At 58.1% G+C, this 14,979-nt stretch carries 20 protein-coding genes; 12 read left to right on the top strand and 8 right to left on the bottom strand.

Translation table 11 applies throughout. From position 1 onward, the window contains the following. Window positions 1-35 precede the first annotated feature (35 nt). From murA to GJU83_RS03325, 7 genes are all read right to left on the bottom strand, one after another. Window positions 36-1,298, bottom strand: a complete 1,263-nt coding sequence (gene murA, locus GJU83_RS03295; protein ID WP_069183083.1) for a UDP-N-acetylglucosamine 1-carboxyvinyltransferase — start codon at window positions 1,296-1,298, stop codon at window positions 36-38. 28 nt (window positions 1,299-1,326) lie between these two features. After that, window positions 1,327-1,569: a BolA family protein gene (locus tag GJU83_RS03300; RefSeq protein ID WP_064228698.1), complete on the bottom strand. Its 243-nt coding sequence runs from the start codon at window positions 1,567-1,569 to the stop codon at window positions 1,327-1,329. 104 nt (window positions 1,570-1,673) lie between these two features. Beyond that, on the bottom strand, window positions 1,674-2,006 hold the full coding sequence (locus GJU83_RS03305) for an STAS domain-containing protein (protein ID WP_069183082.1): 333 nt from the start codon (window positions 2,004-2,006) through the stop codon (window positions 1,674-1,676). Continuing rightward, entirely contained in the window at window positions 2,003-2,656 is a 654-nt protein-coding gene (locus GJU83_RS03310) for an MlaC/ttg2D family ABC transporter substrate-binding protein (protein ID WP_069183081.1), read from the bottom strand. The genes GJU83_RS03305 and GJU83_RS03310 overlap by 4 nt, the downstream gene beginning before the upstream one ends. A 32-nt stretch (window positions 2,657-2,688) precedes the next feature. Further along, the gene (gene mlaD / locus GJU83_RS03315; protein WP_069183080.1) at window positions 2,689-3,138 is read right to left on the bottom strand and encodes an outer membrane lipid asymmetry maintenance protein MlaD; all 450 of its coding nucleotides are present in this window, start codon (window positions 3,136-3,138) and stop codon (window positions 2,689-2,691) included. A 34-nt stretch (window positions 3,139-3,172) separates the two neighbouring features. After that, window positions 3,173-3,955: a lipid asymmetry maintenance ABC transporter permease subunit MlaE gene (mlaE, locus tag GJU83_RS03320; protein ID WP_069183079.1), complete on the bottom strand. Its 783-nt coding sequence runs from the start codon at window positions 3,953-3,955 to the stop codon at window positions 3,173-3,175. Continuing rightward, window positions 3,952-4,764 (bottom strand): ABC transporter ATP-binding protein, encoded by an 813-nt coding sequence (locus GJU83_RS03325; RefSeq protein ID WP_069183078.1) that lies wholly within the window; start codon window positions 4,762-4,764, stop codon window positions 3,952-3,954. Before GJU83_RS03325 ends, mlaE begins: the two co-directional genes overlap by 4 nt. 188 nt (window positions 4,765-4,952) lie before the next feature. On the opposite strand from GJU83_RS03325, the gene GJU83_RS03330 reads away from it, so the two are divergent. The 12 genes from GJU83_RS03330 to yjgA all read left to right on the top strand — a co-directional run bounded on the left by GJU83_RS03330 (window position 4,953) and on the right by yjgA (window position 14,087). Next, window positions 4,953-5,933, top strand: a complete 981-nt coding sequence (locus tag GJU83_RS03330) for a KpsF/GutQ family sugar-phosphate isomerase (protein WP_069183077.1) — start codon at window positions 4,953-4,955, stop codon at window positions 5,931-5,933. 22 nt (window positions 5,934-5,955) lie between these two features. Next, window positions 5,956-6,504, top strand: a complete 549-nt coding sequence (locus GJU83_RS03335) for a KdsC family phosphatase (protein ID WP_069183076.1) — start codon at window positions 5,956-5,958, stop codon at window positions 6,502-6,504. Beyond that, window positions 6,501-7,085 carry an LPS export ABC transporter periplasmic protein LptC gene (lptC, locus tag GJU83_RS03340; protein WP_069183075.1) on the top strand — a complete coding sequence of 195 codons (585 nt, stop codon included), beginning with the start codon at window positions 6,501-6,503 and terminating at the stop codon, window positions 7,083-7,085. Before GJU83_RS03335 ends, lptC begins: the two co-directional genes overlap by 4 nt. Beyond that, on the top strand, window positions 7,069-7,635 hold the full coding sequence (gene lptA / locus GJU83_RS03345) for a lipopolysaccharide transport periplasmic protein LptA (protein WP_069183074.1): 567 nt from the start codon (window positions 7,069-7,071) through the stop codon (window positions 7,633-7,635). Before lptC ends, lptA begins: the two co-directional genes overlap by 17 nt. Continuing rightward, window positions 7,613-8,338: an LPS export ABC transporter ATP-binding protein gene (lptB, locus tag GJU83_RS03350; RefSeq protein WP_069183073.1), complete on the top strand. Its 726-nt coding sequence runs from the start codon at window positions 7,613-7,615 to the stop codon at window positions 8,336-8,338. Before lptA ends, lptB begins: the two co-directional genes overlap by 23 nt. A 157-nt stretch (window positions 8,339-8,495) precedes the next feature. Then, complete coding sequence (locus tag GJU83_RS03355) at window positions 8,496-10,016, top strand: RNA polymerase factor sigma-54 (RefSeq protein WP_069183667.1); 1,521 nt, start codon at window positions 8,496-8,498, stop codon at window positions 10,014-10,016. 100 nt (window positions 10,017-10,116) lie between these two features. Continuing rightward, window positions 10,117-10,425 carry a ribosome hibernation promoting factor gene (gene hpf, locus GJU83_RS03360; RefSeq protein ID WP_008170154.1) on the top strand — a complete coding sequence of 103 codons (309 nt, stop codon included), beginning with the start codon at window positions 10,117-10,119 and terminating at the stop codon, window positions 10,423-10,425. Between the two features lie 87 nt (window positions 10,426-10,512). Continuing rightward, the gene (gene ptsN, locus GJU83_RS03365) at window positions 10,513-10,983 is read left to right on the top strand and encodes a PTS IIA-like nitrogen regulatory protein PtsN (protein WP_069183072.1); all 471 of its coding nucleotides are present in this window, start codon (window positions 10,513-10,515) and stop codon (window positions 10,981-10,983) included. A 28-nt stretch (window positions 10,984-11,011) separates the two neighbouring features. Continuing rightward, the gene (rapZ, locus tag GJU83_RS03370; protein WP_069183071.1) at window positions 11,012-11,896 is read left to right on the top strand and encodes an RNase adapter RapZ; all 885 of its coding nucleotides are present in this window, start codon (window positions 11,012-11,014) and stop codon (window positions 11,894-11,896) included. Window positions 11,897-11,903: 7 nt separating this feature from the next. Beyond that, the gene (locus GJU83_RS03375) at window positions 11,904-12,173 is read left to right on the top strand and encodes an HPr family phosphocarrier protein (protein WP_069183070.1); all 270 of its coding nucleotides are present in this window, start codon (window positions 11,904-11,906) and stop codon (window positions 12,171-12,173) included. 9 nt (window positions 12,174-12,182) lie between these two features. After that, complete coding sequence (gene mgtE, locus GJU83_RS03380) at window positions 12,183-13,544, top strand: magnesium transporter (protein ID WP_069183069.1); 1,362 nt, start codon at window positions 12,183-12,185, stop codon at window positions 13,542-13,544. 15 nt (window positions 13,545-13,559) lie between these two features. After that, window positions 13,560-14,087 (top strand): ribosome biogenesis factor YjgA, encoded by a 528-nt coding sequence (yjgA, locus tag GJU83_RS03385; protein ID WP_069183068.1) that lies wholly within the window; start codon window positions 13,560-13,562, stop codon window positions 14,085-14,087. 43 nt (window positions 14,088-14,130) lie between these two features. Here the strand turns inward: yjgA and GJU83_RS03390 are convergent, their stop codons facing one another. Next, complete coding sequence (locus GJU83_RS03390) at window positions 14,131-14,976, bottom strand: carbon-nitrogen hydrolase family protein (RefSeq protein WP_153633701.1); 846 nt, start codon at window positions 14,974-14,976, stop codon at window positions 14,131-14,133. Window positions 14,977-14,979: the final 3 nt, after the last annotated feature.

Consider the following 14,979-nt stretch of genomic DNA (forward strand, 5'->3'; position numbering starts at 1 on the left):
CTTCCGGTTTCCCGTATTGTCTGGATGGATATCTTTTAGGCTGGCAAGCGTCGGATGGTGGCGCCCAGCAACTGAAGTTTCTCTTCGATACACTCGTAACCGCGGTCGATGTGGTAAATGCGGTCAACAATGGTATCGCCGTCAGCCATCAGCCCAGCGATAACCAGGCTGGCCGAGGCCCTCAGATCCGTCGCCATGACCGGCGCGCCGGTAAGGTGATCCACGCCCTTGATGATGGCCGCGTTGCCTTCCAGCGTGATGTCCGCGCCCATCCGGATCAGCTCCTGCAGGTGCATGAACCGGTTTTCGAATACGGTTTCCACGATGGTGCCGGTACCTTCGGCCACCGCGTTCATTGCAGCAAACTGAGCCTGCATGTCCGTGGGAAAGGCCGGATAAGGCGCTGTACGCAGGCTCACCGCTTTCGGGCGATTGCCTTTCATGTCCAGCTCGATCCAGTCCGGACCGGTGTTGATGTGGGCGCCGGCCTCTTCCAGCTTGAGCACCACTGCTTCCAGCAGGTCTTCCCGGGTATCCTTCAACTTCACACGACCGCCGGTTGCGGCGGCAGCCACCAGGTAGGTACCGGTTTCAACCCGGTCTGGCAGCACGTTGTAATGACAACCGTGCAAACGCTCGACACCGTTGATTTCAATGGTGGCAGTACCGTGACCTTTGATGTCTGCGCCCATGGCAATCAGACACTCGGCAAGGTCGACAACCTCCGGCTCGCGGGCCGCGTTTTCCAGGATGGTTTTTCCGTCTGCCAGGGCAGCGGCCATCATCAGGTTCTCTGTGCCAGTTACGGTGACGGTATCCAGGAAAATGTGGGCGCCCTTCAGGCGACCGTTGGTCTTGGCCTTGATGTAGCCATTCTCGACCTTGATCTCTGCGCCCATCATTTCAAGGCCGTGGATGTGCAGGTTCACCGGACGGCTACCGATTGCACAGCCGCCTGGCAGGGATACTTCCGCCTCGCCGAAGTGGGCAACAAGGGGACCCAGCACCAGGATGGAGGCGCGCATGGTTTTCACCAGCTCGTAAGGCGCATGGAAGTGTTTGATGGTGTTGGCGTGAATTTCCACGCTCATTTTCTCATCAATGATCACTTCAACGCCCATGCGGCCGAGAAGCTCGATCATGGTGGTCACGTCATGCAGGTGTGGCAGGTTGCCGACGGTCACCGGCTCGTCCGCCAGCAGGGTTGCTGCCAGTATGGGCAGTGCGGCGTTCTTTGCACCGGAAATCCGGATCTCACCATCAAGAGGCTTTCGGCCCCTGATCAGAAGTTTATCCACAATAATTATCCTGTTTTGTCCGGGCCGCTCAGCCCTGGCGCTCGGCCCATTCGGCCGGAGTAAAGGCTTTCGGATGAAGTGCGTGAATCGAACCATCCATGATTTGCTGGAACAGCGCCTTGTTGATCAGCTGCTGGCGTTTGATGGTCGGCAGGCCTTCGAAGACATCACCCACCACGACGACCAGATAATGGGTACCATCAACCTGTACCTGAACTTCGCAGCCGGGCAATGCTTCCTTGACCAGCTCGGTGACTTGGGTGGCATCCATAGAAAATCCTCGGGTGTTTTAAAATCAGGGGCGAGATTGTAACCAATTCCGGCGCTCGGGTCAGCTTTACTGTCTTGTAAACAGAGGGCCCGAGACCTGAAAATTCAGTGGGGTGCCTGGGAAGTTTCCGGGCGAAAACCCGTAAGCTGGTCATCCAGGTTGCTCAGGGCCGCCAGAGAAGCCAGTCGACTACTGACACCCCGGAATGACAGGGTAATACCGGTTTGATGCGCCAGGCGCTGCCAGCAGAGCAGCATAGAGAGCACCACACTGTGGGCGGTGACCAGACCATCGAGGTCGATAACCAGGTTCCCGGATACCGAGCGGATCAGTTTCTCGCCCTCTATCCGCAAGCTCACCACCGTGTCCGGAGTAACCTCTCCAGACACAATCAGCGCTTCATCGGAAAGCTGAACCCGAGGCACACCTGCCGTCATGAGTTGTCCACTTCCCGCTCCAGGTTCAGCGATTCAACGGCATCGCTCCAGCCGTCAATCACCACCTGAATCTGGCCGCGGTTTTCCTCCATTTCCTGGCTGAACCGATCCCTGAAGGCCAGACCGATGTTCACGCCCTCAACAATCACGTTTTCCATCAACCATTTGCCTTCGGAGTTCTTGTACATCGAGTAGGTCACCGGGTAACGGTTTCCGGATGCGCTGATAACCTCCATCTGAACGGAGGCGCGGTCGTCACTCTGAGGGTTGATGGTCGCTTCTTTGACCTGGATCTCGAAATCTTCGGCATTGACCAGCGCCTGCGCGTAGCTGTCAAACAGGCTGCGCTTGAACTTGACCACGAATTCGTCCCGCTGCTCGGGCGTGGTCTGCCGGGCGTAACGCCCCATCACTCGCGCAGCAATGCGACGGAAGTCCACGAAATCCGTCAACGCCTTGTCCATGCTCTCGTAGAATGCTTCCGGATCTCGCTCGTACAGCCCGCGCTCTTCATTGAGCTTTTCAACGAGCCGCTGGGTGTTTTCATCCACATAGTTCCGGAGATCCTCCGCTTCACCAGCGTGAGCCGGCATAACGAGAACCAGAGCCATCAGAAGGCCAAGCAGAATGTGGTGTTTTAGTGCAAACATCAGGATCTCCTGTTAAATCTTCCCGGCCCGAGTCAGCGGCCCGATGCAAAGTTGCTGATCAATCGCTCCAGGTTCATGGCCGACTGCGTTGAATAGAAGGTATCGCCTTCCTTCAGCGAATCCATCTCGGCCCCGATCGATATATCAATGTACTGTTCACCGAGCAGGCCGGATGTACGTATAACTGCGGAACTGTCCGAGGGGATATTGTCGACGTCCGAGTGAATCGACATTTCCACCCGCGCCTGAAATGTCTCTTTGTTCAGGCTAATGGATTCAATGGTGCCCACGGTCACCCCTGCCATGGAGACTCGCCCCCGTGGCGTAAGCCCACCGGTATCGTTGAAATTGGCGTAGATCGTGTAGGTGCTGTCGGCCGACTTCGGCGACAGCCCGCTCACCTGCAATGCGAGGAAAAGCAGCGCCGCGCAGCCTGCGATCATGAACAGCCCAACGATGATTTCAGTGGTTCTCTGTGCCATTTCCGGCTCCGGTATTCTCTCGTTAATCGATGATTCAGAAATCGCCAAACATCACAGCGGTCAGCACAAAATCCAGCCCCAGCACGGCCAGCGAGGAGTACACCACGGTTTTGGTGGTCGCCGAACTGATACCTGCCGAGGTCGGCACACAGTCATAACCCTGATAAACCGCGATCCAGGCGCAGACAAAGCCGAAAACAACGCTTTTAATGACGCCGTTCAGGACGTCATCCACAAAATCCACCGACGACTGCATGTTGCCCCAGAAGGAACCTTCAAACACGCCTAGCCAGTCTACACCCACCAGCATTCCGCCCCAGATACCGACCACCGAGAAAATCACGGCAAGCACCGGCATGGCGATAAACCCGGCCCAGAGCCGGGGCGCAATAACCCGCCGCAGCGGGTCCACGCCCATCATCTCCATGCTGGACAGTTGCTCGGTGGCTTTCATCAGACCGATCTCAGCTGTCAGCGCCGAGCCCGCCCGGCCCGCAAACAATAGCGCAGTCACAACAGGCCCGAGTTCACGCACCAGAGTCAGGGCTATCATCTGACCGATGGCCGCTTCAGAACCGTAATCACTCAGGATCGTATACCCCTGCAACCCGAGGACCATGCCAATAAACAGACCGGACACCACGATGATGGCCAGGGACAGCACACCAACAGCGTAAAGCTGTTTCAGCAGGAGCGGGAAACCGGTGGCCGGCCTGGGCACCCCTCCCAGAACGCCCGCCAGGAAACGACCGGATCGGCCGAATGAGGAGACTATATCAAGCCCGAGACGACCGAAGGACGCAATTCTTTCGATCAAGAGGCACCCCCGGACAACCCGAAGTCCTGAGCGGCGCCATCCGCGGGGTAATGGAACGGCACCGGGCCGTCTGGCTGCCCCTGGAGGAACTGCTGCACCTGCCCGGAGGGATGGGCCCGCAACTCTTCCGGCGTGCCTTCACCGATCACCTTGCCGTCCGAGATGATGCAGGCGTGATGGCAGATGCTCAGGGACTCGGGCACGTCGTGGGAGACCAGCACGCTGGTCAGCCCCATGGAACCGTTCAGATCACGGATCAGCTTGACCAGAACGCCCATGGCAATCGGGTCCTGGCCCGCAAATGGCTCGTCGTACATGATCAGCTCCGGATCGAGGGCAATGCTTCGGGCCAGAGCCACGCGGCGGGTCATGCCTCCGGACAATTCCGAGGGCATCAACTGTCGGGCACCACGCAACCCAACGGCTTCCAGCTTCATCAGGACGATGTCGCGAATCATGTCTTCCGGAAGTTTTGTATGAACCCGAAGCGGGAAGGCGACGTTCTCGAACACGCTCAGATCCGTAAACAGTGCCCCACTCTGGAACAGCATGCCCATCTTTTCGCGGAGGCTGTAGAGGGCCTTACGCTTGAGCTTCGGGACCTCATGACCATCCACCACGATACTGCCGGAATCCGGCTTGAGCTGACCACCAATGAGGCGCAGTAGTGTGGTTTTACCGGTTCCGCTGGGCCCCATGATCGCGGTAATCTTTCCGCGCGGAATGTCCAGGCTGACACCGTCGAAGATACGGCGCCCGGAGCGGGAGAACACGACATCCTTGAGCGATATGTAAGCCGGCGAATTCATAGTCCTTACCTTTCAAAGAGGGGCTACATTATGCCAAGGAGCGTTCAAGCTCAATCCAAACAGCCCAAAATGTACTGATAGCAATGATCAGTTTGACTGAACTTTCGGTAAGCGGGCATCGTTGCCGGGTGGAAATGGTATACTCTGCCCAACATTTTCAATGTCCCGACAGCCAGGCCCAAAGCCCGATGACCGAACCGACACCTAACGATTTCCGATCCTCTGCCATACGCGCCATCCGCATCGAGCGCGACGCCATTGATGCCCTTGAGAACCGGATCGACGACCAGTTCACCCGGGCCTGCGAAGTCATCATGAACTGCAAGGGCCGCGTGGTGGTGACCGGCATGGGAAAATCCGGCCACATCGGCAACAAGATTGCGGCCACCCTGGCAAGTACCGGCACGCCCTCTTTTTTCGTGCATCCCGGCGAGGCAAGCCACGGTGACATGGGCATGATCACGCCTCAGGATGTGGTGATTGCGATCTCCAACAGTGGCAGCACCAGCGAGGTGGTCACCATTCTGCCGCTGATCAAACGCATGGGTGCCCCCCTGATCAGCATGACAGGCAATGCCAGCTCCATCCTGGCCCGGGAAGCCGTCGCCAACCTGGACGTCAGCGTGATGGTGGAAGCCTGCCCCCTGGGCCTTGCCCCCACCTCCTCGACAACGGCCACCCTGGTCATGGGCGACGCTCTTGCAGTTGCCCTGCTCGAAGCTCGCGGCTTCAGTGCCGAGGATTTTGCCTTCTCGCACCCCGGCGGCAGCTTGGGGCGCCGGCTTCTGCTCCGGGTATCCGACATCATGCACACAGGTGACCAGATTCCGGTCGTCAACGAGAGCACACTTCTCAGTGGCGCACTCCTGGAAATCTCCCGCAAGGGGCTTGGCATGACCACCGTCGTCAATCAGGAGGGCACCCTCACCGGAATATTTACGGACGGTGACCTGCGCCGGACCCTGGATCGGTCAGTGGACATTCATAGTACCCCCATCAGCGAGGTGATGACCCGGAATGGCAAAACCATTCAGGCCGATCATCTTGCGGCGGAAGCGCTCAATATCATGGAGGAAATGAAGATCAATGCCCTGCCGGTGACGGACGACGCAGGTGCTCTGGTTGGCGCCATCAACATGCATGACCTGCTGCGGGCCGGCGTAATCTAAGGGCTATGGGGAGCTATGTGATATGACGCACCAATGGCCGAACTCCTTGCTTACAAAGGCTGCCAGAATCCGACTGATTGCCCTCGATGTCGACGGCATTATGAGCGATGGCAAGCTTTACTTCAGCGCCAACGGCGATGAACTGAAGGCATTCAACATCCTCGACGGCCTGGGGTTGAAACAGCTTATGGCAGCCGGCATTACCGTCGCCGTTATTACCGGCCGGCAGTCGCCGCTGACTGAGAAACGGATGCGGGATCTTGGCATACCTCACCTTATGCAGGGGCGCGAAGATAAGAAAGTGGCCCTGCAGGAGCTTGTCAGCACCATGGACATTGGACCGGAAGCCATCGCCTATATGGGCGACGATTTGCCTGACCTGCCGGCACTAAGGTTCGCCGGGCTCGGCATCACCGTACCCAACGGTTACTGGCTGGTGCAGCAACATGCCGACTACTGCACCCACGCTCGAGGCGGAGAAGGTGCGGTGCGGGAAGCCTGCGATCTGCTGCTTACCGCCCACGGCAAGCTTGATTCTACACTGGCACCCTATCTGGAGCCCGAGGCGTGAACTGGCTACCGGACCGGCCCTGGCTGCGAACCCTGGCGCTGGCTGGCACCGTTGTGGCAGCCGTCTTTTTGCTCTGGCAAAGCGATGAGCCGCCGGTCATCGATGATGAGGCAGCGGCGCTGAGGGGCGATGCCGAGCCGGACGGCTTTGTGGTGAATGGTCGGTACACTTCCTTCGACGAATCAGGGAACCTGAAGATCCGGTTCTCCAGCCCTCGCATCGAACAGTTCGAGGAAGGCAACCTGGCTACCATGGACTCTCCCCGTGCCGAACTCTATGGCGGCGACGGCGCCCTACCCTGGATTGTTGAAGCCGAGAATGGCAGCCTGCTACAGAACCAGAACCTGGTGTACCTGACGGACAATGTCCGGATTCAGCGCACGATTGGAGAACGGGACGCCACCCTGACAACATCAACCCTGACCCTGGATAACGACCGGGGCATGGTATATACAGATGCACCCGTAGAAATACGCGACGTTACCGGTATTACCCGGGCCACGGGCATGAAAGCGTGGATAGACGAGCGGATTCTGGAACTGAACTCCCAGGTGGAAGGACGCTATGAAACCGGAAACTAACCGATACCGGCGCTTGCTGGTTGCCCTGCTGACAGCCGCGATGATCGGCCCGGCGGCGGCTTTCGACCTTGATTCCGACACCCCCATCAAGGTTACCGCAGACAATGCACGCCTCGATGACGGTCAGGGCATTGCCACCTACACCGGGGATGTAGAACTTGAGCAGGGCACCACTCGGCTGAACGCGGACCGGGTGGTCCTCTATCGCTCCGAGGACGGGCTGAGCCGGATCGAAGCCTCCGGCACCCCGGCCAGATACCGGCAGCCGGCGCGAGAGGGCGAAGGAGAAACCGATGCACGCGCCCTGAACATTACCTGGTCAGCCACCGACAGTCGGCTGACCTTTGAACGGGAAGCAGTCATCGAGCAGAATGGCAACCTGTTCCGTGGCGACGTCATTCATTATGATACCGCCGGCCGGGTAGTGACCGCTGAAGGCGGCGGAGACACGGGCGAAGGCAGCGGCCGGGTAGAGATGGTGATTCAGCCACGCAGCGCCGACAGACGCACTGACAGACAGGAAACCGATGGCAGTTCTGAGAGCCAGTAACCTGGCAAAGAGTTACAAGCAGAAAAAAGTGGTGATCGATGTTTCCCTGGAAATTCGCAGTGGGGAGATAGTGGGGCTGCTTGGCCCCAACGGCGCCGGGAAAACCACCTGCTTCTACATGATCGTCGGGCTGGTCCCTGCCGATCGTGGCCGTATCACCATCGACAGCCGGGATATTACGCCACTGCCGATGCACGGACGCGCCCAGCAAGGCATCGGATACCTGCCCCAGGAAGCCTCGGTGTTCCGTAAATTGTCGGTACGCGACAACATCATGGCGATCCTCGAAACCCGTCGGGGGCTGGGCAAAGCGGATCGAGAGAAAAAACTCGAGGAGTTGTTGGAAGAATTCCACATAACCCATATCCGGGACAGCGTTGGGATGGCCCTATCGGGCGGTGAACGGCGACGGGTGGAAATTGCCCGGGCGCTGGCCATGGAACCGGCCTTCATACTTCTGGATGAGCCCTTCGCCGGTGTCGATCCGATATCCGTAAGCGATATCAAGCACATCATCCGGCATCTGCGTGACAAGGGTATTGGCGTACTGATTACCGATCATAACGTGCGAGAGACCCTGGACATCTGCGAGAACGCCTACATTGTCTCCGGAGGCCACATCATCGCCTCCGGCAATGCCGATGCGATCCTGGCCAACCAGCAAGTCAAGGAAGTCTACCTGGGCGATGAATTCAGGCTGTGACACCGAAAGGCTCATTGTTTTGATGACCTGTAGCAAGTAAACTCGGCAAAGAACTTGCTAGGGTAAAATAAAACGACGGCAAGTAACCGGCATATATAGAATTTTTCACGACTTATGACACAAAGCGCTGATGAGTGACGGATCCTGAACCATGGTTATGAAAGCCTCCTTACAGTTAAAGCTGGGTCAGAGCCTGACCATGACGCCCCAGCTGCAACAGGCGATCCGGCTTCTCCAGCTCTCCACCCTCGACCTCCAACAGGAAATCCAGCAGGCACTGGAATCCAACCCCATGCTGGAGACATCCGAGGACGATGATCAGGCTGACGCAACCTCCGAGAACGACGAGCGCGAGACTAGCGAGAAAGAATCCGCGGCCGAGTCAGCGCCGGAACCTTCGAGCGACTGGGACGAATCAGAGAACGGCCCGGACTGGTCCTCCGAGAACGACATTCCGGACAACATTCCGGACGACCTGCCGGTAGACACCGCTTGGGACGACATCTACCAGTCCGCGCCCGCGCCGGCCGCCCGCAACGACGACGAGAACGATCACGATTTCGAGACCCGCAACTCGCCCACCGAAACACTTCAGGATCACTTGGAATGGCAGCTCAATCTGACCCCGCTGAGTGAACGGGACCAGGCCATTGCCCATGCCCTGATGGACGCTGTGGATGAGCGCGGCTATCTCACCAGCCCTCTGGAAGAAATCCACGCCGGACTGCTGGATGAGAACGAGGAAGACCCTCTGGAACTGGATGAAGTGGAAGCCGTCTTGCACCGCCTCCAGCACTTTGATCCGCCAGGGGTGTTTGCCCGGGATCTGCAGGAATGCCTGCTGATCCAGCTCAACCAGCTACCACCCGAGACGCCCTGGCTGGCCCAGGCGCGACTGGTGATTACCCACTACATCAATCTGCTGGGCAACCGTGACTACGCCCAGTTGCTGCGGCGCAGCCGTCTGAAAGAAGACCAGTTGCGAGAGGTTCTGGCTCTGATCACCGGCCTTAACCCGCGGCCGGGCGACGTGATTGATCGCGCCGAACCCGACTATGTCATTCCGGACGTTATCGTTCGCAAGCACAATGGCCGCTGGCGTGTTGAGCTGAATCCGGAAATTGCCCCGCGCATTCGGGTGAATGCCAGCTATGCTTCACTTATAAGGCGTGCGGACAGCAGTGCCGACAACACCTACCTGCGTGATCAGTTGCAGGAGGCCAAGTGGTTTATCAAGAGCCTGCAGAGCCGCAATGAGACCCTGTTGAAAGTGGCGACCCGTATTGTCGAACACCAGCAGGGATTCCTGGATCACGGCGAAGAAGCCATGAAGCCGCTGATTCTTTCAGACATCGCCCAGGCGGTAGAAATGCATGAATCGACGATTTCACGGGTAACCACCCAAAAATACATGCATACCCCCAGGGGCATTTTCGAATTGAAATATTTCTTCTCCAGCCACGTCAGCACTGACGAGGGCGGTGAATGCTCCTCCACGGCCATCCGGGCGATGATCAAGAAGCTGATTGCTGCGGAAACGCCCAAAAAGCCGTTGAGCGACAGTAAAATTGCAGCCATGCTAGGAGAACAGGGAATCAAGGTTGCGCGACGCACCGTTGCCAAGTACCGGGAGGCCATGCACATTCCGCCGTCCAACGAGCGCAAGCGGCTGGTCTGAATACCCTGGTGCGGGACGCAACACCGTATTCGCCGGCGCACAATGCGCCAGCACCCAGACCGGCTCCCGGGAGCCGGCACGATGACAACAGGAGACGCCTATGCAACTCAATATTTCAGGCCATCACGTAGAACTGACTCCCGCACTGAAAGATTACGTTTCAGAGAAGTTCGAAAAGCTCGAGCGTCACTTCGACCACATCAGTAACTGCCAGGTGACCCTGGAAGTGGAAAAGGTGCGCCAGATTGCGGAAGCCACGTTGCACGTGGTTGGTGGTGAGATTCACGCAAAGGCAGAAAACGAGGACATGTACGCAGCCATCGATGCCCTGATCGATAAACTGGACCGCCAGATCCTCAAGCACAAGGAAAAGAATGTAGACCGGATGCACGGAAACGGCTCTCGCTAACTGGCTGTTTTCATGCAAGTCATCTAATCGAGCTGCGACATGAACAACGTGTCGCAGCCTTTTTTTTAACGGAAACGCAGTCGATCCATGAGCGACACATCCCTGACCATAGACACTATCCTTGTTCCGGAGCTCACCCTCTGCAGGGTACCTGCGTCCAGCAAGAAACGGGCCCTGGAGTTTATTGCCGAGCAAATAAACCACCAGGACAATACGCTCAGCGAGACCCAACTCTTCAACAACCTCATTTCCCGTGAGCGCCTGGGCAGTACCGGCATTGGCCAGGGGATCGCCATTCCCCATTGTCGCCTGGAGGGCCTTGATCACGTGGTGGGCGTGCTGATGACGCTCGAAGAAAGCGTTGAGTTCGATGCCATCGACAATCAGCCGGTGGATCTGATTTTTGCCCTGATCGTCCCGAAAGAGGCAACCAGCGAACACCTGGAGCTGCTCAGCCAACTGGCGGAGAAGTTCAATGAGCGGTCGTTCTGTGATCGCCTCCGGCAATGTGAGGACGCCGGCACGCTGTACCAGCGCATGACCGCCTCAGGCGGCTGATTTTCATTGCAGTGGAGGTGATTTGGTCATGAAGCTGATTATCGTCAGTGGCAGGTCCGGTTCGGGTAAAAGTACCGCGCTTCATGTGCTGGAGGACCTCGGGTTCTACTGCATCGACAATCTTCCCATTGGCTTGCTCTTTCCTCTCACCCGGGAAGCAGCGAGCCAGACCAAGCCCGGCCGGCTCGGCAAGATGGCGGTCAGCATTGATGCGCGCAACCTTTCCGGCGAGCTCGCCAATTTCGAGGAAATTTACCGGCGCCTCCAGGAGACCGGGGTTACCGTTGAAATTATCTTCCTTGATGCCGACGAGCAGTCACTTCTCCAGCGTTTCCACGCCACCCGCAGAAAACACCCGCTGAGTGACGACAAGACCTCCCTCAGGGAAGCCATTACCAGCGAGAAGAAGCTGCTTGAACCACTGTCCAAGCTTTCCGACCTGTATGTGAACACCACCGGTATGTCGATGTACGAACTTCGGGATATGGTGAAGCAGAGAGTTGTGGGCCGGAAGGATCAGGAGCTGGCACTGCTGTTCCAGTCGTTTGGCTTCAAGCACGGAGTACCGCTGGATTCCGACTATGTTTTCGATGTTCGCTGTTTGCCCAACCCTTATTGGGATACCAGTCTGCGGAAGTACGTGGGCACGGATCAGCCGGTTATCGAATTTCTGGAAAAAGAACCGGCGAGCCGGAAGATGATCGACGACCTGAAGGCCTTCCTGGATACCTGGCTGCCTTCTTTCGCAGACAGCAACCGCAGCTATATGACGATTTCCATTGGCTGTACCGGCGGCCAGCACCGTTCAGTGTATGTTTGCGAGCAATTGGGCGACTACTTCCGGCAGCGTTACAGCAATGTGCAGGTACGCCATACCGAACTGCCACACCTTCAGACCCGGGAAGAGATCTGATCGAACCATGATTCGCCGCCCGATTACCATTATCAACAAGCTGGGTTTGCACGCGCGCGCCACGGCCAAACTCGTTAACACGGCATCCAGATTCGACAGCAGTGTGCGGATTAGTGGCAAGGGCCGGGATGTAGACGCAAAAAACATCATGCAGGTGATGATGCTGGCCGCCAGCAAAGGGACCGATGTGGAGCTTATTGCCGATGGTCCGGATGAGGAGCAGGCCATAGAGGCCCTGGCCGAACTGATCAACGATTACTTCGGCGAAGGTGAGTAAAATAAACACATGACCGATATTCTGGAAAAAAGCCAGGCCCGCCAGCGCCTTCGCTCACTGAGCGAGGCCCTGGACAGTGGCGCACTGAAACAGGTTGCCCGCATCCTGAACGGTGGCCTGAGCCCCAGTGATATTGCCCATCTGCTCGAATCCTCTCCGCCCCGCCAGCGTGCCCTGCTCTGGAACCTGGTAGACAAAGAGCTGGAGGGCGAGGTTCTCCAGTATCTCAGCGATGATATCCGGGGTTACTTCCTGAGCCAGTTGAACGCCCAGGAACTGGCCGACATCATCGAGGATTTCGAATCCGACGACCTGGCGGACCTGCTGCAGCAGCTGCCGGATACGGTTATCCAGGAAGTCCTGGAGACCATGGACGAGCAGGACCGGCAACGGGTAGAGGAAGTGCTCTCCTACCCGGAGGACACCGCCGGCGGCTTGATGAATACGGACACCATCACGGTGCGTCCGGACATCAGTATTGACGTTGTACTCCGCTACCTGCGCCGACACCGCAACCTTCCCCCCATGACCGACAGTCTGATCGTGGTGAGCCGGAGGGATGATTTCATTGGCATGCTGCCGATTACCAAGATGCTGGTATCCAACCCCGCCTCCACCGTGCGGGAAGTGATGGATACCGACATCGAGCCGATTCCCGTAAGCCTCTCCGACACCAAGGTAGCGACATTGTTTGAACGCTACGATCTGATCTCGGCGCCGGTGGTGAACGAGGAAGGCCGGCTTCTGGGCCGCATCACCATCGACGACGTGGTAGACGTTATCCGGGAGGATGCTGACCACTCCCTGATGAGCATGGCCGGTCTGGACGAGGACGAGGACACCTTCGCGCCGGTGTGGAAGACATCGCGCCGCCGCGCCGTCTGGCTGGGAATCAACCTGATCACCGCCCTGATTGCATCGGCGGTGATCGGTTTATTCGAGGAAACCATCGCCAAGGTAGTCGCTCTGGCGGTGCTGATGCCTATCGTCGCGAGCATGGGCGGCATTGCCGGCAGCCAGACCCTCACCCTCGTCATCCGAGGGATGGCGGTCGGGCAAATCAGTGGTGCCAATGTAAAATGGTTGCTGAACCGGGAGTTCCTGTCGGGCATCCTGAATGGAATGCTGTGGGCCGCCGTTGTTGCCGGCGCCGCCATGCTCTGGTTCCAGGATTTGCTGATAGGAGCCATTATCGCTGCCGCGCTGGTGATCAATCTGGTTGCAGCTGCCCTCGTCGGCACGGTCCTGCCACTGTTTCTCAAATCCCGCAACATCGACCCGGCCCTGGCAGGCAGCGTGATTCTCACGACCGTTACGGACGTGGTCGGTTTTATGGCGTTTCTCGGCCTTGCGACGATTTTCTATGCTTAAACGGATGTCGGATTTATGAAAGATCACCAAGACAACGACGCGCCAGAATACGACGGTCCCAGCAAATCCCAGTTGAAACGGGAGATGCATGCCCTGCAGGATCTTGGCAAGCGGATGCTCGATCTGAGCAATGATCAGCTGGAAACGCTGCCGATCAGCGACACACTTCGTGCCGCCATCGAAGAATCCCGGCGCATCCGCCAGAACGAGGCGAAACGGCGGCATCTGCAATACATCGGCAAGGTGATTCGCCAAGAAGATGATCCCGAGGCCCTGGCAAAAGCCATTGATGCCTTCGACGCCGGTAGCGAAGAGCACACCCGCCGGCATCACCTGGCGGAGCGCTGGCGGGATCGAATGATTTCGGAAGGGGACTCGGTTGTTGGGGAATTCTTCAGCTATTGCCCCAGCGCCGACATGCAGCATCTGCGCAACCTTGCCCGCAACGCCCGCAAGGATGTAGAGAAGCAAAAGAACACCGGCCAGGCCCGAAAACTCTTCCGGTACCTTCGGGAATGCATCGACGACGCTGAGGCGATGTGAACCTGTGAAGTCAGGGGCAGATGACGGTTCATCTGCCCTGCTTTCAGCCTTTGAGCCGACGGTGCTCCCACACTGGCATCCGGGTGCGCAGGTTGGCCACCTGATCCAGGTCCAGCTCGGCGGCAACCAGTCCCGGGCCTTCACCCATTTCCGTCACCACCCGCCCCCAGGGATCACAGATCAGGCTGTGGCCATAGGTGCGCCGGCGCTCGCTGTTCTGACCACCCTGGCCCGGCGCCACTACCCATACCTGGTTTTCGATAGCCCGCGCCCGGATCAACGGATACCAGTGAGCATCACCCGTCTGCCAGGTAAAAGCGCTCGGCAGGCAAATCCAGTCCACATTCTGCTCCCGCAACAGCCGGAACAGCTCCGGGAAGCGCAGGTCGTAACAGATCGCCAGCCCCAGCTTCCCAGCGGGCGTGTCCACGGTCACCACCTGCTCGCCGGGCTCGAAGGTGTCGGATTCCCGATACTGGCCATGGGCGTCTTCGACCATGGCGTCGAACAGGTGGATCTTGTCGTAGCGGGCAACTTCCCGGCCCTGATCGCCAAACACCAGGCAGGTCGCCCGAACCCGATCTTCGATCTCAGAACCATCCGGTCGCTTGGCCACAGGCATTGATCCGCCCACGATCCAGATTCCGTGCTTTCGGGCCTGCTCCGCCAGAAATGCTCTGATTACGGGCTCAGGGCCGGCTTCCTGACGGCCACAATCGATCATCTGAGACGTGGCCAGAACTGCAAAATTCTCTGGCAGCACCGCGACAGAAGCCCCCTCTGCGGCGGCCTCCTTCAACAGCTTTTGCGCTTCAGCCAGGTTGGCCTCGATATCATGGCCGCTGACCATCTGTATGGCCGCAACCCGGTTGGAAACACGCTTGCTCATAAC

The organism is Marinobacter salsuginis (assembly GCF_009617755.1).
GTDB lineage: Bacteria > Pseudomonadota > Gammaproteobacteria > Pseudomonadales > Oleiphilaceae > Marinobacter > Marinobacter salsuginis.

What these genes read in the sequence shown, in the direction of transcription:
- GJU83_RS03330 (WP_069183077.1), top strand. Translation starts at nt 4,953, where the DNA reads ATGACCGAACCGACACCTAACGATTTCCGATCCTCTGCCATACGCGCC.
- rapZ (WP_069183071.1), top strand. Translation starts at nt 11,012, where the DNA reads ATGAAGCTGATTATCGTCAGTGGCAGGTCCGGTTCGGGTAAAAGTACC.
- ptsN (WP_069183072.1), top strand. Translation starts at nt 10,513, where the DNA reads ATGAGCGACACATCCCTGACCATAGACACTATCCTTGTTCCGGAGCTC.
- yjgA (WP_069183068.1), top strand. Translation starts at nt 13,560, where the DNA reads ATGAAAGATCACCAAGACAACGACGCGCCAGAATACGACGGTCCCAGC.
- lptA (WP_069183074.1), top strand. Translation starts at nt 7,069, where the DNA reads ATGAAACCGGAAACTAACCGATACCGGCGCTTGCTGGTTGCCCTGCTG.
- GJU83_RS03375 (WP_069183070.1), top strand. Translation starts at nt 11,904, where the DNA reads ATGATTCGCCGCCCGATTACCATTATCAACAAGCTGGGTTTGCACGCG.
- lptB (WP_069183073.1), top strand. Translation starts at nt 7,613, where the DNA reads ATGGCAGTTCTGAGAGCCAGTAACCTGGCAAAGAGTTACAAGCAGAAA.
- mlaD (WP_069183080.1), bottom strand. Translation starts at nt 3,138, where the DNA reads ATGGCACAGAGAACCACTGAAATCATCGTTGGGCTGTTCATGATCGCA.
- GJU83_RS03305 (WP_069183082.1), bottom strand. Translation starts at nt 2,006, where the DNA reads ATGACGGCAGGTGTGCCTCGGGTTCAGCTTTCCGATGAAGCGCTGATT.
- GJU83_RS03355 (WP_069183667.1), top strand. Translation starts at nt 8,496, where the DNA reads ATGAAAGCCTCCTTACAGTTAAAGCTGGGTCAGAGCCTGACCATGACG.
- GJU83_RS03335 (WP_069183076.1), top strand. Translation starts at nt 5,956, where the DNA reads ATGACGCACCAATGGCCGAACTCCTTGCTTACAAAGGCTGCCAGAATC.
- hpf (WP_008170154.1), top strand. Translation starts at nt 10,117, where the DNA reads ATGCAACTCAATATTTCAGGCCATCACGTAGAACTGACTCCCGCACTG.
- GJU83_RS03310 (WP_069183081.1), bottom strand. Translation starts at nt 2,656, where the DNA reads ATGTTTGCACTAAAACACCACATTCTGCTTGGCCTTCTGATGGCTCTG.
- GJU83_RS03390 (WP_153633701.1), bottom strand. Translation starts at nt 14,976, where the DNA reads ATGAGCAAGCGTGTTTCCAACCGGGTTGCGGCCATACAGATGGTCAGC.
- GJU83_RS03325 (WP_069183078.1), bottom strand. Translation starts at nt 4,764, where the DNA reads ATGAATTCGCCGGCTTACATATCGCTCAAGGATGTCGTGTTCTCCCGC.
- GJU83_RS03300 (WP_064228698.1), bottom strand. Translation starts at nt 1,569, where the DNA reads ATGGATGCCACCCAAGTCACCGAGCTGGTCAAGGAAGCATTGCCCGGC.
- mgtE (WP_069183069.1), top strand. Translation starts at nt 12,183, where the DNA reads ATGACCGATATTCTGGAAAAAAGCCAGGCCCGCCAGCGCCTTCGCTCA.